Origin of the sequence: Agrobacterium tumefaciens (assembly GCF_009649785.1) — a bacterium.
Taxonomy (GTDB): Bacteria; Pseudomonadota; Alphaproteobacteria; order Rhizobiales; family Rhizobiaceae; genus Agrobacterium; species Agrobacterium tumefaciens.
The window spans coordinates 1-22,582 of the sequence record NZ_WJOK01000023.1; the positions used below are offsets into that span (position 1 = coordinate 1).

At 59.1% G+C, this 22,582-nt stretch carries 18 protein-coding genes and 1 pseudogene; 16 read left to right on the top strand and 3 right to left on the bottom strand.

Features of this window, described 5'->3' with window-relative positions; genetic code table 11:
- The first annotated feature begins 205 nt into the window (after window positions 1–205).
- Window positions 206–1,360 (top strand): annotated as a pseudogene (locus GH784_RS21090) (porin).
- A gap of 237 nt (window positions 1,361–1,597) precedes the next feature.
- Here the strand turns inward: GH784_RS21090 and GH784_RS21095 are convergent.
- A complete protein-coding gene (locus GH784_RS21095; protein ID WP_153793710.1) occupies window positions 1,598–3,085 on the bottom strand; it encodes an amidohydrolase family protein in 1,488 nt (495 codons plus the stop codon).
- Window positions 3,086–3,253: 168 nt separating this feature from the next.
- On the opposite strand from GH784_RS21095, the gene GH784_RS21100 reads away from it, so the two are divergent.
- The 7 genes from GH784_RS21100 to GH784_RS21130 all read left to right on the top strand — a co-directional run bounded on the left by GH784_RS21100 (window position 3,254) and on the right by GH784_RS21130 (window position 11,603).
- Complete coding sequence (locus tag GH784_RS21100) at window positions 3,254–4,819, top strand: ABC transporter substrate-binding protein (RefSeq protein ID WP_153793711.1); 1,566 nt, start codon at window positions 3,254–3,256, stop codon at window positions 4,817–4,819.
- A gap of 171 nt (window positions 4,820–4,990) precedes the next feature.
- Window positions 4,991–5,959: an ABC transporter permease gene (locus GH784_RS21105; RefSeq protein ID WP_153793712.1), complete on the top strand. Its 969-nt coding sequence runs from the start codon at window positions 4,991–4,993 to the stop codon at window positions 5,957–5,959.
- Between the two features lie 18 nt (window positions 5,960–5,977).
- Entirely contained in the window at window positions 5,978–6,928 is a 951-nt protein-coding gene (locus GH784_RS21110; RefSeq protein ID WP_025594911.1) for an ABC transporter permease, read from the top strand.
- 5 nt (window positions 6,929–6,933) lie between these two features.
- Entirely contained in the window at window positions 6,934–8,127 is a 1,194-nt protein-coding gene (locus tag GH784_RS21115; protein WP_065660320.1) for an amidohydrolase family protein, read from the top strand.
- Window positions 8,127–9,620, top strand: a complete 1,494-nt coding sequence (locus GH784_RS21120; RefSeq protein WP_065660321.1) for an amidohydrolase family protein — start codon at window positions 8,127–8,129, stop codon at window positions 9,618–9,620. Before GH784_RS21115 ends, GH784_RS21120 begins: the two co-directional genes overlap by 1 nt.
- Window positions 9,613–10,596, top strand: a complete 984-nt coding sequence (locus tag GH784_RS21125) for an ABC transporter ATP-binding protein (protein WP_004431353.1) — start codon at window positions 9,613–9,615, stop codon at window positions 10,594–10,596. Before GH784_RS21120 ends, GH784_RS21125 begins: the two co-directional genes overlap by 8 nt.
- Window positions 10,593–11,603: an ABC transporter ATP-binding protein gene (locus tag GH784_RS21130; protein WP_111803985.1), complete on the top strand. Its 1,011-nt coding sequence runs from the start codon at window positions 10,593–10,595 to the stop codon at window positions 11,601–11,603. The genes GH784_RS21125 and GH784_RS21130 overlap by 4 nt, the downstream gene beginning before the upstream one ends.
- An 8-nt stretch (window positions 11,604–11,611) precedes the next feature.
- On the opposite strand, the gene GH784_RS21135 is transcribed toward GH784_RS21130, so the two are convergent.
- Entirely contained in the window at window positions 11,612–12,289 is a 678-nt protein-coding gene (locus GH784_RS21135; protein WP_004431355.1) for a GntR family transcriptional regulator, read from the bottom strand.
- A gap of 129 nt (window positions 12,290–12,418) precedes the next feature.
- On the opposite strand from GH784_RS21135, the gene GH784_RS21140 reads away from it, so the two are divergent.
- The 8 genes from GH784_RS21140 to GH784_RS21175 all read left to right on the top strand — a co-directional run bounded on the left by GH784_RS21140 (window position 12,419) and on the right by GH784_RS21175 (window position 22,065).
- A complete protein-coding gene (locus GH784_RS21140) occupies window positions 12,419–13,048 on the top strand; it encodes a flavin reductase family protein (protein WP_013761067.1) in 630 nt (209 codons plus the stop codon).
- 22 nt (window positions 13,049–13,070) lie between these two features.
- Window positions 13,071–13,787, top strand: a complete 717-nt coding sequence (locus tag GH784_RS21145) for an aspartate/glutamate racemase family protein (protein ID WP_013761066.1) — start codon at window positions 13,071–13,073, stop codon at window positions 13,785–13,787.
- A 115-nt stretch (window positions 13,788–13,902) separates the two neighbouring features.
- A complete protein-coding gene (locus GH784_RS21150) occupies window positions 13,903–14,838 on the top strand; it encodes a LysR family transcriptional regulator (RefSeq protein ID WP_004431358.1) in 936 nt (311 codons plus the stop codon).
- A 112-nt stretch (window positions 14,839–14,950) separates the two neighbouring features.
- Window positions 14,951–15,430, top strand: coding sequence for a formate dehydrogenase subunit gamma (locus GH784_RS21155; protein WP_065661920.1), 480 nt, complete (start codon window positions 14,951–14,953; stop codon window positions 15,428–15,430).
- Complete coding sequence (locus GH784_RS21160; RefSeq protein WP_153793713.1) at window positions 15,427–16,983, top strand: formate dehydrogenase beta subunit; 1,557 nt, start codon at window positions 15,427–15,429, stop codon at window positions 16,981–16,983. The genes GH784_RS21155 and GH784_RS21160 overlap by 4 nt, the downstream gene beginning before the upstream one ends.
- A gap of 4 nt (window positions 16,984–16,987) precedes the next feature.
- Entirely contained in the window at window positions 16,988–19,870 is a 2,883-nt protein-coding gene (gene fdhF, locus GH784_RS21165; protein ID WP_153793714.1) for a formate dehydrogenase subunit alpha, read from the top strand.
- A 71-nt stretch (window positions 19,871–19,941) separates the two neighbouring features.
- Window positions 19,942–20,280, top strand: a complete 339-nt coding sequence (locus GH784_RS21170) for a formate dehydrogenase subunit delta (protein WP_004431362.1) — start codon at window positions 19,942–19,944, stop codon at window positions 20,278–20,280.
- Between the two features lie 132 nt (window positions 20,281–20,412).
- Complete coding sequence (locus GH784_RS21175) at window positions 20,413–22,065, top strand: OFA family MFS transporter (protein WP_153793715.1); 1,653 nt, start codon at window positions 20,413–20,415, stop codon at window positions 22,063–22,065.
- Window positions 22,066–22,118: 53 nt separating this feature from the next.
- On the opposite strand, the gene GH784_RS21180 is transcribed toward GH784_RS21175, so the two are convergent.
- On the bottom strand, window positions 22,119–22,571 hold the full coding sequence (locus GH784_RS21180) for a GNAT family N-acetyltransferase (RefSeq protein WP_153793716.1): 453 nt from the start codon (window positions 22,569–22,571) through the stop codon (window positions 22,119–22,121).
- Window positions 22,572–22,582 lie beyond the last annotated feature (11 nt).

Below are 22,582 nucleotides of genomic sequence, written 5' to 3' on the forward strand. Positions count from 1 at the left end.
TTGTATATTAAACTATTAATTTGTTGTAATTTTACTACGTGATTTGATTGTATGCTTTGAGTTTATTTGGATTTTTTAGATTTAAATTGCGAATCTCCCGAAGTTTCTGCCATTTGCTGGATCAGCGCAGAGAAGCGGGCGGCAGGGAAAAGACCAGTCCTCGGTTTTGCGCATTCGTTGAAAAATTTTTGACTGGAGATTAAAAATGAACATCAAGAGCCTCCTCATCGGCTCCGCTGCCGCTCTCGCAGCAGTATCCGGCGCACAGGCCGCTGACGCTATCGTCGCTGCCGAACCCGAGCCCATGGAATATGTTCGCGTCTGCGACGCCTTCGGTACCGGCTTCTTCTACATCCCCGGCACCGAAACTTGCCTGAAGTTCGACGGTTATGTCCGTTTTCAGACCGACTTCGGTCGCGACAAGTCCGGTCGATCTGATTGGGACACCTTCACGCGCGCCCAGTTCAATATTGATACTCGCACCGACACCGAACTCGGCGCTTTGCGTGGATATATTGGTTTCCAAGGTAACGCCGATAGGGGCGCTAACTCGGTCTCGTCGACTGATGGTTCGTCAGTTTTCGTAGATCAAGCGTTCATTGAGCTTGCTGGTATCAAAGTCGGTAAGTTCACTAGTTGGTGGGATGACGGTCTTTCTGGTGAGACAGACGTGCTCTCCACAAATGCGAAATTTAATTCCGCTCGTTACATATATGATGCAGGCTCTTTCTGGGCCGGCGTTTCCGTAGATGAACTGGAAGGTACAAGAACCCAGTTCGGCCGTCTCACAGGAGGAAGGGTAACAAGCGGGATAACCGGTAAGGTCTACAGTGTAAGAGCGAGGGAGAGCGACAATAACTTCGGTATTGCTGGAGGTCTGGGCGCGAAATTTGGAGCCGCGACGCTTCAACTCATAGGCGGCTAAGATACCAAACTCGAAGAAGGTGCTCTTCGTCTGATCGCAACTGCTGATATCGGTCCTGGTAAACTGGGTCTTGCAGGCGTTTGGGCTTCCGGCGCGAATGCATACTACGCTGAGTCTGAATGGGCAGTAGCGGCGGAATATGCTATTGCAGCCTCTGAGAAACTTACAATTACGCCAAGCATTCAATATTCCGGCAACATGGCTAGAACGGGCACCGCTCTGACAGGTTATAGCACAGACGTGTCGGGTGGCGATTTGAATGAGTCCTACAAGGTTACGAATTCGTGGGGCAATGCTGACGAGTTGCGCGCTGGCGTGACTGTAGACTACAAGATCACGGACGGCTTCTCTGCGAAGGTGGGAGCAACTTATGTTGACCGCGATTTCGTCGCTGAACAATGGACAGGTCTCGTTCGACTTCAGCGCGGCTTCTAATAAATCAAAAAAAGCCTAAACCGGGTTAGATAACTCAGATCCACCCCGCTCTCTAGCGGGTGAGTAACTAAATCCAGTCAAAGTTCCTGACATGAAAGTCAGGTTTGCTCCCCGGAACCCTCCAGGCCGGGGAGTTTTTGTTTTGACGAAAGACCGAACGACTTTTTGTCAACAATGTCATTGCTGGCAATTGAAAGCGCGTGACGCGTCGACCAGCTTCTAGGCCGCATTTCCGTACTACCGGCCAAGCACCGCGGCGGGTAGCTGGGGAGGGTGCACTGGCTCTTCGAAGGTTCGCAGCAAACGGCCCCAGCCCGGATCATGCATATGCGCTTCAAGACCCGCGCGGGCGGCAAGTGCCAGTGCCTCTTCCTGTCCAAAGGAGAGAGACGCATCGACGTCGGTCGTCAGAACCCGGCTGTTTTCCATCAGCATCTTGCCATCGACGAAAACGGTGTCGACATCGCTTCCCAGAACCTGATGCACAAGACGGTGCACCGGCATCCACATCGGCATCAGATGTGGCTTGCGCATATCGATGATGACGACATCGGCCTTCTTGCCAATTTCGAGCGAACCGATTTCATCTTCCATGCCGATGGCGTGGGCGGCGTCGATGGTGATCATTTCGAATATCTTGCCCGGCGGCAACAGGTAGCGATCGTGATTGTGCAGCAGGTGTTGCGTGAACTGCGCAAGTCGGGCGGTCTGGAGCATATCGAAGTGACGGCTGGGTGCTGCGCCATCGGTGGTGATGGCGACTCGAATCCCCTTGGACATCATTTCCATGATCGGCGTTGAGCGGCCCGGCGGGGCGTGGGTCACGCGCGTGCCGGTTTCCGCCAGAATGTCGATCTCTTCATGCGAGATGCCCCAGCAGTGCTGGAGGTGGATATCCGGGCCGAGAAGCGCATTTTCCTTATCCTGAAACGCCATGCGGATTTGTCCCGCAAATGCATCCGAATGTAGCCTGACGCCCATTTTCCGGGCCGTCTCGCGTATTCTGCGTGCCTGCATGCGGTCGTTTTCCGTCAGTTTCACCGCCTGGTCGGGGCTTGAAGCGTTGGAGGGTTCCACCGAGGGAACGATGGTAAAGGGTGTCAGAAAAACACTGATGCGTCCGTCTGCCGTTCCGTTCAGGGCGTCGATCGTGGCTTCGCTGCCTTCGATCATTTCCTCGAAGCTTACATTTCGGCGCTCCGGAGAACCGCTTTCCCATCGGGTCACCGGGTGCGGCCAGGGCAGGCCGGAAGGTCCAACGCAGATGATTTCACGAAGCCCGATCTCGTCATAAGCGCGGGCGTGGTTGATGGCAAAGACGGGGTCGTCGGCGCGTGGCATCGAGGTGATGATGCTGGCACCTGTCGTCACGCCGGCGCGAAGCCGCTCGATGCCGGAGACTAGGCCGTCCGCATACCAGTAATCGCGTGTGACGTAGTGATAGTAGGTCGGCGTCACGACCTTCATCCACATGGCGTTGGTGTCGGCCGCAATGCTGCGGATCAGCGCGTGCCCTGCATGGCCATGGGCGTCAATGAGGCCGGGGATGATGAGTTTTCCCCGGCAATCTATGATCTGCTTGTCGCTGTGACGTGGCGCCAGCTCCGCTGCTGTACCGATGTCGACAATACGGTCGCCCTGAATGGCAAGGCCACAATCCTCGATGATGCGTCTTTCACGATCCACCGTCACCATCGTGCCGTGCAGCAGCAGAAAATTCCCCATTTCGTCCTCTCCCTCATTGAAGTGCAGCTTGTATCCAGAACCTCGCGATTTTGGATACGATAATTGTCAACAATATTATTGACAATACGCCTGTGCGAAACAATACTCCGCCTTGTCCGGCCGGTAGGTCTGCCGGCTATCCAATGATTTATAAAAAGGGGGGATCAAATGTCCCGAATTAGAAGTTTCGTTCTGGCCGCCATGGCCGCCGCCGCCATTGCCGTTCCCGCAAACGCAGAAACCTTGCGTTGGGGCGGCCGCGCGGATCTTTACTCGCTTGATCCGTATTCGGTGCCTTCCACCTCCAACCTTGCCTTCCTAAATCATATCTATGAAGGGTTGGTGCGTTACGGGCCGGACTTCAAGATTGAGCCGGCGCTTGCGACGGAGTGGAAACTTGTTGATGAAAAAACATGGCGTTTCACCCTGCGCAAAGGTGTGAAGTTCCACGACGGTGCTGAGTTTACCGCTGACGATGTCGTTGCATCTTTCACGCGCGCTTCGGATGCCACCTCGCCATTGCGCGGCAATATTCCGGTTTTCGCCGGCGTGAAGAAGGTCGATGACTACACCGTCGATCTGAACGTCACCGCGCCCACCTCGCTTTTCCTCAACGACATCACCAATATCTTCATCTTCAACGCCAGGTGGTTGAAAGATAACAACAGCGAAAAGCCGACCGACTTCGCTTCCAAGGTCGATGGCTACACGACGATGCACACCAACGGCACCGGCCCGTTCAAGCTTGAGAGCCGCGTTCCCGATAGCAAAACGGTTCTTGTCGCCAACGATGCCTGGTGGGATCAGAAAAAACACAATCTCGATCGCATCGAATTCGTGCCGATTGCCTCGGCCGCAACCCGCGTTGCAGCTTTGCTCTCCGGCGAAATCGACCTGATCGATTCCGCGCCGATCCAAGATCTGCCGCGTCTGGAATCCTCGCCCAACATCACGGTGAAGAAGCGCACCGAGCTGCGCACGCTGTTCATCGGCTTCAATCGCCGCGAAAAGCTGGAAGACGGCAAGCCTAACCCGTTCAACGATCTTCGCGTTCGCCAGGCATTCGAGGCGTCGATCGATCGTGATCTCATCAACAAGAAGGTCATGCGCGATCTTGCAAGACCGTCCGGCTCGCTTATTGCGCCTGAGATTGCGGGTTACGCCAAGTCGCTTGATACCTACCAGCCTGCCGATCCAGCAAAGGCGCAGAAGCTGCTTGCCGATGCAGGTATGAAGAACCTTGCATTCACCTATACCTGCATGAATGACGAAAGCATCAACGAGGAAGACATCTGCTCCGGCGTTGCCAACATGCTCAAGCGCGGCGGGTTCCAGCCGACAGTCGACATCGCCCCGCGTTCGGTACAGTCTCCCAAGCGCAATGGTGGCAAGGCCGATGTCTTCAACCTCAGCTGGGCGAACGAGCCCACGCTCGATGCCTTCTCGTTCCTGTCGCAGATCCTGTCGACCCGCAAGGGCGCGATGGGCGTATCCAACTATGGCGGCTGGTCTAACCCCGAGATCGACAAGCTGGTGGATCAGGCAGCACACGAGCAGGACAATACCAAGCGTCTCGCGCTTGAAGAAGCTGCATTGAAAATCGCCAAGGACGAGACGATGCTTGTTCCGCTGCACCAGCAGCCCATCGCCTGGGCCATGCTCGGAAAGGTCAAGAGCGTTGATTTCCGCGCCGACAACAAGCCGCGCCACTGGCTGACGCAGGTCGGCAAGTAATCCGGAATATCAGGGAGGCATTGGGCATTTCGCTGAACGCCTCCCTGAATGCTCCGCTGCCGGTGCAATTGTTGACAATGTTTCGGGCGCATGCGGCCCGTACCCCGTCTCTTGCAAAAATGGGCAAACCTGCCTGCCTTTTGGCCACGGGTTTGCATCCGAGAGGTTACAATGCTGGTTTTCATCATCAAGCGTATGGGAAATGCCATTCTGGTCATGCTTTCCGTCGCGCTTATTGCATTTCTCATTTTCAGGCTTGCCGGAGACCCCGTCGAGCTGATGGTGGGGGAGCAGACATCGCAGGAAGATCGCGCCGCGTTGCGTGAGCGTCTTGGTCTTAACGACAGTCTGCCAACGCAATATCTGCGGTTTGTCAAAGATGCCGCCAAGGGCAATTTCGGCGTTTCCTATCGCAACGGCCAGCAGGTGCTGCCGCTGATCGCGGAGCGGTTTCCAGCCACGCTGGAACTGGTTCTGGTGGCCACGATCATATCACTTGTCGTCGGCCTGCCGCTCGGGGTGCTGACGGCGATCAGGCGCGGAAAGTGGTATACGGAGGGCCTGCAATTCCTGTCGATTGTCGGCGTCTCGCTGCCAAGCTTCGTTGTCGGCATTCTGCTTATTCTCGTCTTTTCGGTCAGCCTCGGCTGGGCGCCGGCCTTTGGGCGCGGTGATGTCGTGCAGCTCGGCTGGTGGTCCACCGGCCTGCTCACCTCATCGGGGCGTGCCGCACTCATTCTGCCTGCCATCGCGCTCTCGCTTTACCAGATCACGCTCGTCATGCGTCTGGTCCGCGCCGAGATGCTGGAGGTGCTGCGGTCCGATTTCGTGAAGTTCGCCCGTGCACGCGGCATTCCCCGCTGGCGCATTTATTTCCGCCATGCGCTGCGCAACTGTCTTATGCCTGTTGTGACGCTGACGACGATGAACGTCGGTTCGCTCATCGCTTTTGCGCTCATCACGGAGACAGTGTTTCAGTGGCCGGGCATGGGCATGCTGTTCATACAGGCGGTGACGTTTCTCGATATCCCCGTCATGGCGGCCTATCTCTGCATCATTTCCTTCATCTTTGTTGTCCTCAACACGTTCGTCGACATTGCATATGCGGTGATCGATCCGCGTCTGCGCACTGCGCGCTAACCGAAGGGAGCCGGTTTCATGGCCACAGACCTTCCGCAAACGGCAAAACCTGCCCGCCCGTCGCTCATCAAGCGCATACGCAACAGCGATCTCTACTGGTCGTTCAGCCACAGCAGATCGGCCAAGATCAGCGCGCTGATCCTTGCAGTCCTCATCCTCGCCGCCGTTTTCGCGCCCCTGATCGCACCGCAGAACCCTTATGACGGCGCTTCGCTCGACATGTGGAAGGCCGAACTGCCGCCGGTGTGGCAGGAGGGCGGCGAATGGCCCTTTCTGCTCGGCACGGATACGCAAGGGCGCGATATGCTCTCCGCTATCCTCTACGGCACGCGCATATCGATCGTCATTGGTGTCGCCTCGGTGGCGCTTTCCCTGGTCATCGGCATGACTGCCGGGCTTGTGGCCGGTTATTTTGGCGGTTTTGCCGATAATCTCCTGATGCGCATCGGCGATATCACGCTCTCCATTCCGACAATTCTGGTGGCAATTCTCGTCTCCACGGTCGTCAGACAGATGCTTCCGGACAATCTTCGCGAGGTCGGCGCGTCTGCCGTGCTCATTCTCGCCATCGCGCTTTCCGCCTGGGTGCAATATGCGCGCACCGTGCGTGCCCAGGCGATTGTCGAAACCGGCAAGGACTATGTGCAGGCGGCGAAGCTGATCGGCGTTCCCGCGCGCCGCATCATGGCAAACCATATTCTGCCCAATACGCTGACGCCGATCATGGTTGCCGCCACGCTGAACTTCGGCATGGCGATCCTGACCGAAGCGACGTTGTCTTTCCTCGGCATCGGCATGCCACCCAGCCAGCCGTCGCTCGGAACGCTGATCCGCATCGGCAACCAGTTCCTGTTTTCCGGTTCCTGGTGGATCGTGTTGTTTCCCGTTTTCCAGCTCTGCCTGCTCGTCGTCACCGTCAACCTTCTGGGTGACTGGCTGCGCGATGCGCTCAATCCGAAACTGAGGTGAGTTCCATGTACGATCTTCTGCTCCGCAACGTCAGGCCCATGGCGGGCGACACCTGCGATATTCTGGTAAGACAGGGAAAGATTGCCGGTTTTGGAAAATTCGAAGCCGAACCCGGCATGGCGGTCGAGGATGGCAACGGCGCAATCGTCGCGCCCGGTCTCATCGATGCACACACCCATCTCGACAAGACGACATGGGGCATGCCCTGGCATGAGAACAACCGTGCCGCCATCCTGCGCGGACGGATCGATTTCGAGCGCGAGAACCGCACCCAGATCGGTATCGATCCGCACCGCCAGTCCATGCGCCACGCCATCGGCCTTGCTGCAAACGGCGGCACGCATATCCGCAGCCATGTGGATATCGATCCGACCCACGGCCTGAAGCTTGTTGAAGGCATATGGGAAACACGTGAGAAGCTGAAAGGCATCATCGACATAGAGGTCGTTGCCTTCCCGCAGTCCGGCGTCATGGTCATGCCCGGCACGGTGGAGCTGCTGGACGAGGCCTTGAAACAGGGTTGCGAAGTCCTTGGCGGCATCGATCCCTGCGGCATCGATCGCGATCCCAAAGGCCAGCTCGATATCCTCTTTCAACTCGCGGTCAGGCACGGCGTGCCGATCGACATTCATCTGCATGAGGCTGCCGATCTCGGCGCCTTCACGATGGAGCTGATCTTCGAGCGTATTCGTGCCAATGGCATGGAAGGCAAGGTCGCAATCAGCCACGCCTTTGCGCTGGGCATGAATGATTACATCAGGGTCGGCAAGCTGATCGATGAAATCGCCCGGCTCGATGTGGCGATCCTGACGACGGGCGCGCCCTCGGCAACCGTGCCGTCGATCATGCGGTTGAAGGAAGCCGGCGTTCGCGTTGGCGGCGGTTGTGATGGCATTCGCGATACCTGGGGACCTTGGGGCCAGCCGGATATGCTCGACCGGGCCAAGATCATCGGCATGAAGAACGGCTTGCGCTCGGATATCGAGCTTGCGCATGTCCTGCATGTCGTCTCGCAGGGCGGTGCCGATGTCATGGGCCTCAAGGATTACGGTCTTGAGGTTGGCTGCTCCGCCGATTTTACGCTGCTGACCGGCGAAACATTGGCCCATGCCGTTGTCGATGTCGCGCCGCGGCCCATGGTCGTAAAGGGCGGACGCGTGACCGCCAGAGGCGGCAAGGCGGTGGTGGAGGCGCCATGATGAGCAATCCGCTACAGTCTATCGCTCTCGGTGAACGCCCCTCCGGTCGCACGCTGCTCACCGCAAGCTGGGTGGTCGGTCATAAGGACGGGTCTCACCGGCTGTTGAAAAACGGCGAAGTGGTTTTCGAGAACGGCGAAATCCTTTTTGTCGGCCATGGCTTTCCAGGCGAGGTCGCGCGCCGCGTCGATTTCGGCAATGCCCTGATCAGCCCCGGCCTGATCGACCTCGATGCGCTTTCCGATTTCGATACGACTATTTTGGGGATCGACAATCATCCCGGCTGGGCGAAGGGCCGTGTCTGGCCGCGCTCTTATGTCGAGGCCGGTCCTTACGAGATGTATTCCGAGGAGGAGCTTGCCTTCCAGAAACGTTTCGCCTTTGGCCAGCTTCTCCTCAACGGCATCACCACGGCGGCACCCATTGCCTCGCTGTTTTATCGTGAATGGGGAGAAACGGTCGCTGAATTCGAGGCTGCGGCCGATGCTGCCGGCGAACTTGGTCTCCGGGTCTATCTCAGCCCCGCCTTCCGCTCCGGCGGCATGGTGCTGGAAGAGCCGGGACGCATGGTGCCCGTGTTCGATGAGGAGCGCGGTCTTCAGGGGCTGAAGGAAGCAGTGTCGTTCATCGAACGGCAGACCGGAAGACACGGCGACCTCGTCCGCGGCCTTCTGGCACCTGATAGGGTTGAAACATCGACGCTCACCCTGCTGGAAAGAACCGATGCGGCCGCCCGTGATCTCGGCTGCAAATTCCGGCTGCATATGGCGCAGGGCACCATGGAAGTTGACACGGTTCGCAAGCTGCATAGCTCAACCGCGCCGGTATGGCTCGCAAAAGCAGGCCTGCTGAGCGACCGCCTTATCGCGCCGCATGCCACCAATGCGACGCAGGAAGATCTGGCGCTCTATGCGGAAAACGGCGTGTCGATCGTCCACTGTCCGCTGGTGTCGGCCAGAAGCGGCAGTACGCTGTCGTCCTTCTCCGCGTGCCGCCAGCTTGGAATAAACATTGCGATGGGCACCGATACGGCGCCCGCCGACATGCTGATGAACCTGCTTGTCGGTCTCATAACCTGCCGCATCAATGACGGTGCTCCAGATAAGGTCCGCTCAGCCGATCTGTTCGACGCCGCCACACTCGGCGGCGCTCGGGCGCTGGGTCGCTCCGATCTCGGACATCTTTCCAAGGGTGCGCGCGCCGATATCGCGGTCTTCGATCTGGATGACACGGTCATGGCGCCGAGCCTCGATCCGATCACAACAATTGTCACCGGCGGTTCAGGCAAAATCACGCGCGCCGTGTTTGTCGATGGTCGTCTCTCCATGCGGGAAAGACAGGTCGCGAACATCGACATGGCGAGCGCCCGCATTCAGGCGCAGGCACAGTTCGATGGGCTGATCGCGAAATATCCCGAGCGAAGCTGGGCCAATCCGCCCGTTTCGGAAATCTTCCCCCCGAGCTACCCGGTGGAGGTGAATACCAATGGATGACATGAACCAGTCGGTTATCGATGTCCGCAATTTGAAAGTCGAGTTCCCTGGCCGCCGGGGAACGGTGACGGCACTTTCGGATATCAGCCTTTCCATCCGCCCTGGCGAAATCCTCGGTGTGGTCGGGGAGTCCGGTGCCGGAAAATCCATGACCGGCCTTGCGATACAGGGCCTGCTCGAAAAACCGGGTCGCATCGCGGATGGCGAAATATGGCTTGGGTCGCGTCGTATCGATCAACTCGATGACAGGGCGATGGAAAGCATCCGTGGCCGGGAAATCGGCGCGATTTTTCAGGATCCGCTCACCTCGCTCAATCCGCTGTTCACGGTTGGCGCGCAGCTTGTGGAGACAATCCGCCAACATCTGCCGCTTTCGAAAAGGGATGCAAAGGCACGCGCAGTCCAGCTTTTGCGTGATGTCGGTATTCCATCTCCGGAAGAGCGCGTCGATCACCATCCGCATCAATTCTCCGGTGGTATGCGCCAGCGCGTCGTCATAGCGCTCGCACTTGCGGCGTCGCCGAAACTGATCATCGCCGATGAACCGACGACGGCGCTTGACGTGTCGATCCAGGCGCAGATCATCTCGCTGCTGCGCAAGCTCTGCAAGGAAAAGCAGACGGCTGTCATGCTGGTCACCCATGATATGGGCGTCATCGCCGAGGCAGCCGATCGCGTTGCCGTGCTTTATGCTGGCAGGTTGATAGAGGTGGGGCCGGTCGAACAGGTTCTCCATGCGCCGAGGCACCCCTATACGCAGGGCCTGATGGCCTCCATTCCTTCGCTCGGCGCGCGAGTGGAACGGCTCAACCAGATCGACGGTGCCATGCCGCGTCTCGACGCCATCCCGCCCGGATGCGCCTTCAATCCGCGCTGCGGGTTCTCAGGACCGCGCTGTCTTCGCGAGCGGCCGGAACTGGAAGCGGTGGGTGATGGCGCCAGCGCTTGCTGGATGAATGCAGGAGGTACAGCATGAACACGCCGGTTCAAAGAACACCCGCATTGACGGTCAAGGGCCTCACCAAGACCTTCGATGTCTCTGCCCCATGGCTCAACCGGATCATTGAGCGCAAGCCCCGGCAATTCGTCCAGGCCGTAAACGACATCGATTTTACGGTTCCGGCGGGCGGCTGTCTCAGCATCGTAGGGGAAAGCGGCTGCGGCAAGTCCACGGTTGCCCGTCTGGTGACCGGGCTGTTCCGGCCAAGCGCGGGTGATTTCCACTTCGCCAAGGGTCGCAAGGATACACCGCTTTCGGCGCAGATGATCTTTCAGGATCCCTATGCCTCGCTCAATCCGCGCTGGCGGGTGAAGAATATCATTGCCGAACCCATCCGCGAACTGAAACTTCGTGCGACCCGGGCCCAGACCATGGAACGGGTGGAGGAACTGTTGCTGACGGTTGGTCTGTCTGCTTCGGACGGCGAAAAGTTTCCGCATGAATTTTCAGGCGGCCAGCGTCAGCGCATCTCCATTGCCCGCGCTTTGGCAAGTGAGCCCGAGTTTCTGGTCTGTGACGAGCCTACATCGGCACTCGATGTATCGGTGCAGGCGCAGGTGCTGAACCTGATGCGACGCCTCCAGGACGAGTTGGGGCTGACCTATCTGTTCATCAGTCATGACATGAGCGTGGTTCGCCACATGTCGGATCGCATCGCGGTCATGTATCTTGGCCGCATCGTGGAGGAGGGCGACACGGAGGAGCTGTTCGCCCGCCCGCGTCACCCCTATACCCAGCTTCTGCTGCAGACCATTCCCAATATCGACGCGCCGCGCCGTGACCGGGAACTGGTTGCCGGTGAAGTTCCAAGCCCGCTCAAACCGCCATCGGGATGCACGTTTCATCCGCGTTGCCCGCTTGCAACGGCGCGCTGTTCGGCGGAGGTGCCAAAGGTGCGCACGCTTGTCGGCGGCACACGTGTCGCCTGCCATCTGGTGTCGGACGAAGAAGAGCTGGTTGTGAAGGAAAGAGAACTCGTCTGACCGTCGGGTCAGGCGAGTGCGGCGCGCAGATCGTGGGAAAGGTCGCGGATTTCGCTGAGATCGAGTTCCGCTTCCACGTGTTCCAGATGGTGGGTCATCAGATGCGTGGCTTTCGCCGGGTCGTTATTGGCAATCGCATCGACGATTTCCGCATGCTCGTCCGGTCCGCAATTGAAGCGGTCGGTGTTGCGGTAAACGGCGGTGATGAGAGAGGAACGCGAAATGAGGTCGCGCATGGTGGTGAACAGGAAATCGGAACCGGCCGTTTCCGCAAGCAGCAGATGGAACCCGCCGGAGAGCTTGATGATATCTGTGGTGATGTTGTGAGCATTGGCCACGCGCTCCTTGGCGACATGGTCGCGAAGCCGTTTCAGATCGGCCTTGGTGGCCGATTTGCACAGACGTTCAACGACACATTGCTCCACGGTGCGACGCACGAAAAACACGTCTCTGGCTTCTTCGACCGATGGTTTCGAAACGAAGGCGCCGCGATTGGGAACGATGGTGACGAGACCGTCGCGCTCCAGAACGGACAGGGCCTGACGGATACGTGCACGGCTGACACTGAAAATTGTCGCCAGTTGTTCTTCCTTCAGCTGCACGCCGGGACGCAGCCGCCGCTCAGCGATGGATAGCCAGACTTTCTCGACAATTTGCTGTGTGGACTGGCCGTTCTGCTCGGTCATTTTGTTCGCTCTCCATTAGGGTTAGAAAAGCGTGATGCCGCCGAAAAAGTCAACTGTTTCAACAGGGTTTTGGTTGCACAATTGTCAACAATATGAAACAATATTGTATACTATAAACGGGACAACGTCATGGAATTCGACTTCACCACGCTTGAGCCACAGAGCCGCTATCGGTTGCTGACGAATTTTATTGGTCCACGGCCGATAGCGCTTGTCACGACCCGCTCGGAAGCGGGCCACAACAATGCAGCGCCGATGAGCTTTTTCAACGTCTTTTCCCATGATCCGCCCATCGTTGTTCTCGGAATCCAGCCGCGTCTGAATGGCGAGGAGAAGGACACGATGGCCAATATTCGCCGCACCGGCGAGTTTGTCGTCAACATGGTCGATATGACTATATCCGAACATATGCTTGTCTGCGGCCTCGGTTTCGACAGCGAGGTCGATGAACTTTCCATGGCGCAGCTGACGCCGGCGCCCTGCAACAAGATCGATGCAAGCTTTGCAGCGGAATCGCCCTGCGCCTTCGAGTGCCGGGTGGAGCGTCTGATCGATTATCCGCGGCGGACGCTGGTGCTGGGGGAGGTCGTGCACATGCATGTCCACAGGGACTGCCTCGACAAGGAGGGGCATTATGTCGATCCGGACCGATACCAGCCGATCGCACGCCTCCATGCCGACAATTACATTACCTCGGATCGCCAGTTCGTCTTGAAGGCGCCCCCCATTACCGACTTCATCAAGCCAGATGGCAAGTGACAGTCCCGAAAGGCTGACCTGAATGCATATTCGTCTGATCAACCCGAACTCAACCGCCTCGATGACGGCGCAGGCGCTCGAGAGCGCCTTGCGCGTCAGGCAGGCGGATACGAAGATTTCCGCTGCAAACCCTGTCGATACGCCGGTCAGTATCGAAGGCGGGGCCGATGAGGCGCTGGCTGTTCCCGGCATGCTGGAGGAAATCCGCAAGGGCGAGCGGCTGGGCGTCGATGCCTATGTCATTGCCTGCTTTGATGATCCGGGCCTGCATGCGGCGCGCGAAGTCGCGCGTGGTCCCGTGATCGGCATCTGCCAGGCCGGCATTCAGGTGGCGATGACGATCAGCCGCCGCTTTTCCATCATCACAACGCTGCCGCGCTCCATCCCCATTATCGAAGATCTCGTCGATAGCTACGGTGCACAGCGGCATTGCCGTAGGGTTCGTGCCATCAATCTGCCGGTGCTGGGTCTTGAAGAGGATCCGCTTGCAGCCGAGGCGATGTTGATCCGCGAAATCGAAGCGGCCAAGAAAGAAGATGCGGCAGAAGCCATCATCCTCGGTTGCGCCGGCATGTCCGCACTGTGCGACAGGCTGCGCGAGGCAACCGGCGTCCCTGTCATCGATGGTGTCACGGCCGCCGTCAAGCTGGCCGAAGCCCTGGTGGGCGCGGGTTACGTGACATCCAAGGTCAATGCCTATGATTATCCGCGGGTGAAGGAAACCAAGCTCGTCGCCTGACCGGGAAACGCGGGTGCGGCAAAGCGCCTCCACGGCGTTTGCGACAAAGCTCGCCTCGCTCTAGTGTCTGCTTTCGCGCCGGTCCGCAGAATGGTCGCGCGGGATGGGAGGCAGGATGATCGACAAGCTGGAGTTTTTCATTGCACTTGCGCGCGCGGAGCATTTCGGGCGGGCCGCGGAGGAGTGCGGCATCTCGCAGCCGACGCTGTCTGCGGCCATCCGGCAACTGGAAGATCAGCTCGGTGTCGTGCTCGTAGTGCGCGCGGCCCGATATCAGGGCCTGACGCCGGAGGGACAGCGGGTGCTCGAATGGGCAAGGCGCATCGTTGCCGATACACGCACGATGCGGGAGGAAATGCGCGCTGCGCGTAAAGGTCTCGCCGGCCATATCCGGCTGGCCGTCATCCCCACCGCTCTCGCCATGGTGCCCAGGCTCACCGAACCCTTTCAGGCGCGTCACCCGGCAGTCACGTTTTCCGTCACCTCCCGCACGTCGTTGCAGGTTCTCAGCCAGATCGAAAATCTCGAAATCGACGCGGGAATCACCTATCTCGACAACGAACCTCTGGGCCGGGTGACGACGGTTCCGCTTTACTCGGAGCGATATCACCTGATTGCGGCTGCAGGCACGCCCCTTGCCGATCAAGAGAGCGTGACCTGGAAGCAGGTTTCGGGTCTTCGGCTTTGCCTATTGACTTCCGACATGCAAAACCGCCGCATTATCAACAAGCACATGGCCGAAGCGGGTGTTGAAGCGAAACCCACGCTCGAGTCCAATTCGATGATTGTACTGTTTTCCCATATCCGAACCGGACAATGGGCTTCAATTATGCCGCGTAACATCGCGGAATCGTTTGGTTTTCCAAAACAGATTCGAATGATCCCGATTGTCGAGCCCGATGCCGAGCATCTTGTCGGCCTCATCGCCACCTATCGTGAACCCCATACGCCACTTGTTTCCGCACTGCTGCATGAGGCGCGATTGCGCGTCGCGGCCTCCGCTTTTGATAGAAATTTCCTATCGACTGACGGAAAGACGATATTGACCTGATCTTGCTCCGCTCGCCATTCTTTCGCCATCAGGCAGCGCGGCGCGCCGGATAAGGATGTGGAGGTCCTCCGGTTCAAACGCCCGCCACCTGTCGGTTTGGGAGGACTGGCTCATGAATATTCGTGCTGTCGCCGCAGATGAGGCGACGCGTGTGCAGGCTATCATTGACGACTGTCTGCATATGGAAGGGCCAATGCTGCCCATCCTGCACAGGGTGCAGGAAGAATTCGGCTATGTGCCTGATAGCGTCAAACAGGTGATCGCCCTGGCCCTCAACGTATCGCGTGCCGAAGTGCATGGTGTTGTGAGCTTCTATCCCGATTTCCGCGACCATCCCGGCGGGCGCCATGTGCTGAAGCTCTGTCGGGCCGAGGCTTGCCAGTCGATGGGCTGCGAGTCTCTTGCCGACACCATCAAGGGGAGACTTGGTCTCGACTGGCACCAGACGGCAAAGGATGGCTCGGTCACACTCGAGCCGGTCTTCTGTCTCGGGCTCTGCGCCCAGGCACCCGCGCTGATGCTGGATGGCGAGGTTCATGCCAGAGTGGATGAGCACTGTCTTGGCGACATTCTGGCGGAGGTGCGTCGATGAGCGTGACCGTTTTCGTGCCTTGCGATTCCGCAGCACTCGCCGTTGGTGCCGACCGCGTTGCCGAAGCAATCCAAGGTGAGGCCGCGGCCCGCAATCTTGACATTCGCCTTGTCCGCAACGGTTCGCGCGGCCTGCTCTGGCTTGAAGTGCTGGTAGAGGTCGACACCCATCATGGCCGCGTTGCTTATGGTCCGGTCAAAGCTTCTGATGTTTCCGGGCTGTTCGATGCAGATTTTCTTCATGGCGGCGATCATGCGCTCTGTCTTGGGCTGACCGAAGAAATCCCTTTTCTGAAGAATCAGACGCGCCTGACGTTTGCGCGCTGCGGCGTGACCGATCCGCTTTCGCTGGAAGACTACCGTGCCAACAAGGGCATGAAGGGGCTGGAGAGAGCCGTCGCACTCACCCCCGCGGAGATCGTCAAACAGGTCACCGATAGCGGCCTTCGCGGACGGGGTGGCGCCGGCTTTCCGACCGGTATCAAGTGGAAAACCGTGGCGGATGCCACCGCCGATCAGAAATACATCGTCTGCAATGCGGATGAGGGCGACAGCGGCACCTTTGCCGACCGCATGATCATGGAAGGCGATCCCTTTGTCCTTATCGAGGGCATGGCCATTGCCGGCCTCGCGGTTGGTGCAACGAAGGGCTACATCTACACCCGCTCCGAATATCCCCATGCCGTTAGGACAATGGAAAAAGCCATCGACATTGCCCGGCGAGAAGGGGTGATCGGCGCGTCTGTGCTCGGTTCGGGTCGCGCGTTCGATCTCGAGGTGCGCATGGGCGCCGGAGCCTATGTATGCGGTGAGGAAACCTCGCTGCTCAACAGTCTCGAAGGCAAGCGCGGCACGGTGCGCGCCAAGCCGCCGCTTCCCGCCCTGCAGGGGCTGTTCGGCAAACCGACGGTAGTCAACAATGTCATTTCTCTCGCTTCGATCCCTGTGATCATGGATCGCGGCGCGGCGTTCTACCGGGATTTCGGCATTGGTCGTTCGCACGGCACAATCCCGATCCAGCTTGCCGGAAACATCAGACATGGCGGACTTTACGAGACCGCTTTCGGTCTGCCGCTCGGGCAATTGGTCAACGAAATCGGTGGCGGCACCATTACTGGCCGGCCGGTCAAGGCGGTTCAGGTCGGCGGCCCATTGGGCGCTTATTTCCCGGTGTCGCTGTTTGATACGCTGTTCGACTACGAGGCATTTACCGCCGCTGGCGGCCTGATCGGTCATGCCGGCATTGTCGTCTTTGACGACACCGCCGATATGCTGCGCCAGGCGCGTTTTGCCCTGGAATTCTGTGCCGTCGAAAGTTGCGGAAAGTGTACGCCATGCCGGATCGGTTCGACACGCGGTGTCGAGACGGTGGACAAGATTTCCCTTGGAATAGAAGCAGAGCGAAATACGGCGCTGCTTGAGGATCTCTGCGAAACCATGAAGTTCGGTTCGCTCTGCGCGCTAGGCGGTTTCACGCCTTATCCCGTGATGAGCGCGCTCAGGCACTTCCCGCAGGATTTTGCACCCATCCCACGTGTCGAAGCGGCGGAGTAAGACCATGGCCCTTATATCTGAAATCGACTACGGAACACCAAAATCCACCTCGACAGAGATGGTCACGCTAACGATAGACGGCCGCGAGATCACCGTGCCGGCGGGAACGTCAATCATGCGTGCTTCGAGAGAAGCGGGCATCGATGTTCCCAAACTCTGCGCCACCGATATGGTCGATGCCTTCGGTTCCTGTCGCCTCTGTCTCATCGAGGTGGAGGGCCGCAATGGCACCCCCGCCTCCTGCACCACGCCAGTGGCGGCCGGTCTTGTCGTCCACACCCAGACGGAACGCCTGAAGCAGATCCGCAAGGGTGTGATGGAGCTTTATATCTCCGACCACCCGCTCGACTGTCTCACCTGCGCCGCAAATGGCGACTGTGAATTGCAGGATATGGCCGGCGCCGTCGGCCTGCGTGACGTGCGTTACGGCTATGATGGCGACAACCATGTGAAGGCCCGTGCCGGCGATGGCGACCTCAACGCCAACTGGATGCCCAAGGACGAGAGCAACCCGTATTTCACCTACGATCCGTCGAAGTGCATCGTCTGTTCCCGCTGCGTGCGCGCCTGTGAGGAAGTGCAGGGAACGTTCGCGTTGACGATCGAAGGGCGCGGCTTCGAAAGCCGCGTTTCGCCCGGCGCGCACGAGGCATTTCTTGATTCCGAATGCGTTTCCTGCGGCGCCTGCGTGCAGGCCTGTCCGACGGCGACGCTGACTGAAAAATCGGTGATCGCCATTGGCCAGCCGGAACATTCGCTGGTCACCACCTGCGCTTATTGCGGCGTCGGCTGTTCGTTCAAGGCGGAGATGCGCGGAGAGGAGCTGGTTCGCATGGTGCCGTGGAAGGACGGTCAGGCAAACCGTGGCCATTCCTGCGTCAAGGGTCGCTTTGCTTATGGGTATGCCAGCCACCGCGACCGCATTCTCAACCCGATGGTCCGTGAAAAGATCAGCGACCCGTGGCGCGAAGTGACCTGGGACGAGGCATTTGCCCATGTCGCCTCCGAATTCCAGCGCATTCAGGGAGCCTATGGCCGCGAATCCATCGGCGGCATCACCTCTTCCCGCTGCACCAATGAAGAGACCTTTCTGGTCCAGAAGCTCATCCGCGCCGGTTTCGGCAACAACAATGTCGATACCTGCGCCCGCGTCTGTCATTCGCCGACGGGGTACGGGTTGGGGCAGGCGTTCGGCACCTCTGCCGGAACGCAGAATTTCGATTCCGTCGAACATTCGGATGTTGTCCTCGTCATCGGCGCCAACCCGACAGACGGGCACCCGGTGTTCGGCTCACGCCTGAAGAAGCGGCTGCGCCAGGGCGCAAAGCTGATCGTCATCGATCCGCGCCGCATCGATCTCGTTCGCACGCCGCATGTGGAGGCGTCGTTCCATTTGCCGCTGAAGCCTGGAACGAACGTCGCCGTGCTGACAGCCCTTGCCCATGTCATCGTTACAGAAGGATTGTTCGACGAGGCCTTCATCCGCGAGCGTTGCGACTGGTCGGAATTTGAGGACTGGGCCGCGTTCGTGGCCGAACCGCAGCATGGCCCGGAGGAAACAGAAAGCTTTACCGGCGTTCCCGCCGAGGAGCTGCGCGGTGCCGCCAGGCTGTTTGCCAAGGGCGGCAATGGCGCAATCTATTACGGGCTTGGCGTTACCGAACACAGCCAGGGTTCCACGACCGTCATGGCGATTGCCAATCTTGCCATGGCGACCGGCAACATTGGTCGCCCTGGTGTCGGCGTCAATCCGTTGCGTGGCCAGAACAATGTGCAGGGTTCCTGCGACATGGGTTCCTTCCCGCATGAGCTCCCCGGCTATCGCCATATATCCGACGATGCCACCCGGGAAATATTCGAAAAGCTCTGGGGCGTTACCCTCAACAACGAGCCGGGGCTGCGCATCCCCAACATGCTGGATGCAGCCGTCGATGGCAGTTTCAAGGGCATCTACATTCAGGGCGAAGACATCCTCCAGTCGGACCCGGACACCAAGCATGTTTCAGCCGGTCTTGCCGCGATGGAATGTGTTGTCGTGCACGACCTGTTCCTGAACGAGACGGCGAACTACGCGCATGTCTTTCTGCCGGGTTCCACCTTCCTCGAAAAGGATGGCACGTTCACTAATGCCGAACGCCGCATCAATCGTGTGCGCAAGGTCATGTCGCCGAAAAACGGCTATTCGGATTGGGAGGTCACCCAGAAGCTGGCTCAGGCCATGGGGCTGAACTGGAGCTATACGCACCCGTCGCAGATCATGGATGAAATCGCGGCGACGACGCCGAGCTTTGCCGGCGTTTCCTATGACTATCTGGAGAGCAGAGGCTCGGTGCAGTGGCCGTGTAACGAAAAATTCCCGGAAGGCTCGCCGATCATGCATGTGGACGGGTTCGTGCGCGGCAAGGGCAAGTTCATCCGCACCGAATATGTGGCGACGGACGAGCGTACCGGCCCGCGCTTTCCGCTGCTGCTCACCACCGGCCGTATCCTGTCGCAGTACAATGTCGGCGCGCAGACACGGCGCACCGAAAACGTCGTCTGGCATGAGGAGGATCGTCTCGAAATCCATCCGCATGATGCCGAACAGCGTGGCGTCAAGGATGGTGACTGGATCAAGCTTGCCAGCCGTTCGGGCGATACGACGCTACGGGCGCTAATCACCGATCGCGTTGCGCCGGGGGTGGTCTATACCACCTTCCACCATCCGGGCACGCAGGCAAACGTCATTACCACCGACTACTCCGACTGGGCGACGAACTGTCCGGAATACAAGGTCACTGCGGTTCAGGTCTCGCCCTCGAACGGGCCGACCGAATGGCAGGAAGGATATGACGCGCTCAGCCGCCGTTCGCGGCGGATCGCAGGCAAGCTCGAGGCGGCCGAATAATCGGGGCCGGGGCAATCCCGGCCTTTTGAAAACGTGAACGTCGTCCGTCAGGCGGCGCGGGGAAAACAGCCATGTTGCTTAATCACACCGACGAAAAACTGGTGAGAATGGCGAACCAGATCGCGACTTTTTTCCTTTCCCAGCCGGAGGATATCCGCGTTGAGGGGGTCGCCACGCACATTAACAAATTCTGGGAACCCCGTATGCGCAAACGGTTTTTCGAGATTGTTGATGCCGGTGCCGGGGAGTTTTTGCCGCTGGTGCTCGCAGCAGCGCTCAAGATCAAGAGGCCCGGGGTGTCCGCCGCCGATGCGGTCGGGCTTGGCAACGATGCCACGGGAACGCCGGAGGGCAAGGGCGTTGCTGCGGGCGAGTCCTTGTCCGAACCGAGCATTCCCGAAACCACGTAAAGCCAGGCGGTAACACGCCGCAAACAGGTATTGCCGGATGGGGGACATCCGGCGATCTCGGTAACGCCCGGTCGATGCGGCCAATGCGGGCGTATCATGGTTGTCCAGACATTCACGAGGGAGGTAGTGTCGATGGCAGTAGCAGGCGTATCTGCGGGAGGGCCGGCGCAAGCCGGGGTTCTAGACCGCGAACGGATCATAGCAAAACCGGGCTTCAACCGCTGGCTGGTGCCGCCGGCGGCTCTGGCCATTCACTTGTGTATCGGCATGGCCTACGGCTTCAGCGTCTTCTGGCTGCCGCTGTCGAAGGCATTGCCGGCAACGGACCCCAGTTGCTCCAGCCTCACCCTTGTCGGGGCGCTGTTCACCACCGAGTGCAACTGGCGTGTGGCCGATCTTGGCTGGATCTATACGCTCTTCTTCGTCTTGCTCGGATGCTCGGCGGCGATCTGGGGCGGTTGGTTGGAAAGGGTCGGGCCGCGCAAGGCCGGCTTCGTTTCCGCCTGCTGCTGGTGCGGCGGCATTCTGGTTGCAGCGCTTGGCGTGATGACGCACCAGCTCTGGCTGATGTGGGTCGGGGCAGGTGTCATCGGCGGCGTTGGTCTTGGTCTCGGTTACATCTCGCCGGTCTCGACATTGATCAAATGGTTTCCGGACCGGCGCGGCATGGCAACCGGCATGGCCATCATGGGCTTCGGCGGCGGTGCTATGATCGGCGCACCGCTTGCCAATCTGCTCATGAATACCTTCAAGACGGATACTTCAGTCGGTGTCTGGCAAACGTTCGTCGTCATGGCATTGATCTATTTCGTCTTCATGATGGCGGGTGCCTTCGGTTACCGCATTCCACCGGCGGGCTGGCGTCCGGAAGGCTGGACGGCCCCGGCGGCCAAAAGTGCCATGATCACCAATCGTCACGTTCATCTGCGTGATGCGCACAAGACGAAGCAGTTCTGGCTCATCTGGGCGGTTCTGTGCCTCAACGTGTCAGCGGGTATCGGCGTGATCGGCATGGCATCGCCAATGTTGCAGGAGATTTTCGCGGGTTCGTTGATCGGTCTGCCCGGCGTTGGTTTTGCGGACCTCAATATCGAGCAGAAAGCATCGATCGCCGCCATCGCGGCCGGGTTCACGGGCCTGCTGTCGCTGTTTAACATCGGTGGCCGCTTCTTCTGGGCTTCCATGTCCGACAAAATCGGCCGCAAGAACACTTACTTCTGCTTCTTCGTGCTTGGCATCATTCTTTATGCGCTGGCCCCGACGCTGGCAACGGTGGGTTCCAAGGCGTTCTTCGTTCTTGCCCTCGGCATCATCCTGTCGATGTACGGCGGCGGCTTTGCAACCATTCCCGCCTATCTTGCCGACATCTTCGGCACGCAGTTCGTCGGCGCGATCCATGGCCGTCTGCTGACGGCATGGGCAACGGCCGGTATCGCCGGGCCTGTTGTCGTCAACTACATCCGCGAAGCGCAGATTGCGGCCGGTGTCGCGCCGGGTCCCGCACTCTATACCAGCACCATGTACATCCTGGCGGGGATGCTCGCGATCGGCCTCATCGCCAACGCGTTTGTCCGGCCGTTGCCGGAGAAATGGTTCATGTCGGATGCGGAGGTTGCGACACTTCAGGCCAAGACCGCCGCCGCCAATGCAGGGCCCACCGGTTCCTTCGGTATCGGCAGGGGTGGTTTGGACGCCAAGGCTGCACTGGCCTGGGCAGCCGTCGGCATACCACTTCTCTGGGGCGTGTGGGTCACGGTCAAAAGCAGCCTTGTGCTGTTTGGCTGATTGCGACAAGCATCAGATCGTCCGGGCAGCCCTGTGGCTGCCCGGATTTGTTTTCAGGCCTTGAGTGACAGGCGGGCATTCTCGAAGGGCAGGCCGTCATCGTCAGTCGACCTGCGCGAGACTTCAAGGAAGCCGAGCGAACGGTAAAACCGCATCGCCTGCTCATTGGCGGTATAGACCTCAAGCGACAATTCACCCTTGAGATCAAGCGCGTGGGCGATGAGCCTGCGCCCGATACCCTTGCCCTGTTGTGCCGGTGCGACGAACAGGCCTCCGATGAAACTGTCGAGCAGGCTGATGAAGCCGACAGGGTCACCGGCCTGCGCCGCGACGAAAGTCTCCGATAGCGGCAGATAGGTATCTTCGATCAGTCTTTGCTGCTCGCGCAAACGCTGCGTGCCGATAAAGGGATGTGCCAGCAGCGAGGCATCAAGCCAGATGCGTGACAGGATTTGCGTTTCCGCTGCCGCGTCAAACGGCCGGATGTCGATAGATTTGATATTCATGGAAATTCCGC

What these genes read in the sequence shown, in the direction of transcription:
- GH784_RS21095 (WP_153793710.1), bottom strand. Translation starts at nt 3,085, where the DNA reads ATGGGGAATTTTCTGCTGCTGCACGGCACGATGGTGACGGTGGATCGT.
- GH784_RS21100 (WP_153793711.1), top strand. Translation starts at nt 3,254, where the DNA reads ATGTCCCGAATTAGAAGTTTCGTTCTGGCCGCCATGGCCGCCGCCGCC.
- GH784_RS21105 (WP_153793712.1), top strand. Translation starts at nt 4,991, where the DNA reads ATGCTGGTTTTCATCATCAAGCGTATGGGAAATGCCATTCTGGTCATG.
- GH784_RS21110 (WP_025594911.1), top strand. Translation starts at nt 5,978, where the DNA reads ATGGCCACAGACCTTCCGCAAACGGCAAAACCTGCCCGCCCGTCGCTC.
- GH784_RS21115 (WP_065660320.1), top strand. Translation starts at nt 6,934, where the DNA reads ATGTACGATCTTCTGCTCCGCAACGTCAGGCCCATGGCGGGCGACACC.
- GH784_RS21120 (WP_065660321.1), top strand. Translation starts at nt 8,127, where the DNA reads ATGAGCAATCCGCTACAGTCTATCGCTCTCGGTGAACGCCCCTCCGGT.
- GH784_RS21125 (WP_004431353.1), top strand. Translation starts at nt 9,613, where the DNA reads ATGGATGACATGAACCAGTCGGTTATCGATGTCCGCAATTTGAAAGTC.
- GH784_RS21130 (WP_111803985.1), top strand. Translation starts at nt 10,593, where the DNA reads ATGAACACGCCGGTTCAAAGAACACCCGCATTGACGGTCAAGGGCCTC.
- GH784_RS21135 (WP_004431355.1), bottom strand. Translation starts at nt 12,289, where the DNA reads ATGACCGAGCAGAACGGCCAGTCCACACAGCAAATTGTCGAGAAAGTC.
- GH784_RS21140 (WP_013761067.1), top strand. Translation starts at nt 12,419, where the DNA reads ATGGAATTCGACTTCACCACGCTTGAGCCACAGAGCCGCTATCGGTTG.
- GH784_RS21145 (WP_013761066.1), top strand. Translation starts at nt 13,071, where the DNA reads ATGCATATTCGTCTGATCAACCCGAACTCAACCGCCTCGATGACGGCG.
- GH784_RS21150 (WP_004431358.1), top strand. Translation starts at nt 13,903, where the DNA reads ATGATCGACAAGCTGGAGTTTTTCATTGCACTTGCGCGCGCGGAGCAT.
- GH784_RS21155 (WP_065661920.1), top strand. Translation starts at nt 14,951, where the DNA reads ATGAATATTCGTGCTGTCGCCGCAGATGAGGCGACGCGTGTGCAGGCT.
- GH784_RS21160 (WP_153793713.1), top strand. Translation starts at nt 15,427, where the DNA reads ATGAGCGTGACCGTTTTCGTGCCTTGCGATTCCGCAGCACTCGCCGTT.
- fdhF (WP_153793714.1), top strand. Translation starts at nt 16,988, where the DNA reads ATGGCCCTTATATCTGAAATCGACTACGGAACACCAAAATCCACCTCG.
- GH784_RS21170 (WP_004431362.1), top strand. Translation starts at nt 19,942, where the DNA reads ATGTTGCTTAATCACACCGACGAAAAACTGGTGAGAATGGCGAACCAG.
- GH784_RS21175 (WP_153793715.1), top strand. Translation starts at nt 20,413, where the DNA reads ATGGCAGTAGCAGGCGTATCTGCGGGAGGGCCGGCGCAAGCCGGGGTT.
- GH784_RS21180 (WP_153793716.1), bottom strand. Translation starts at nt 22,571, where the DNA reads ATGAATATCAAATCTATCGACATCCGGCCGTTTGACGCGGCAGCGGAA.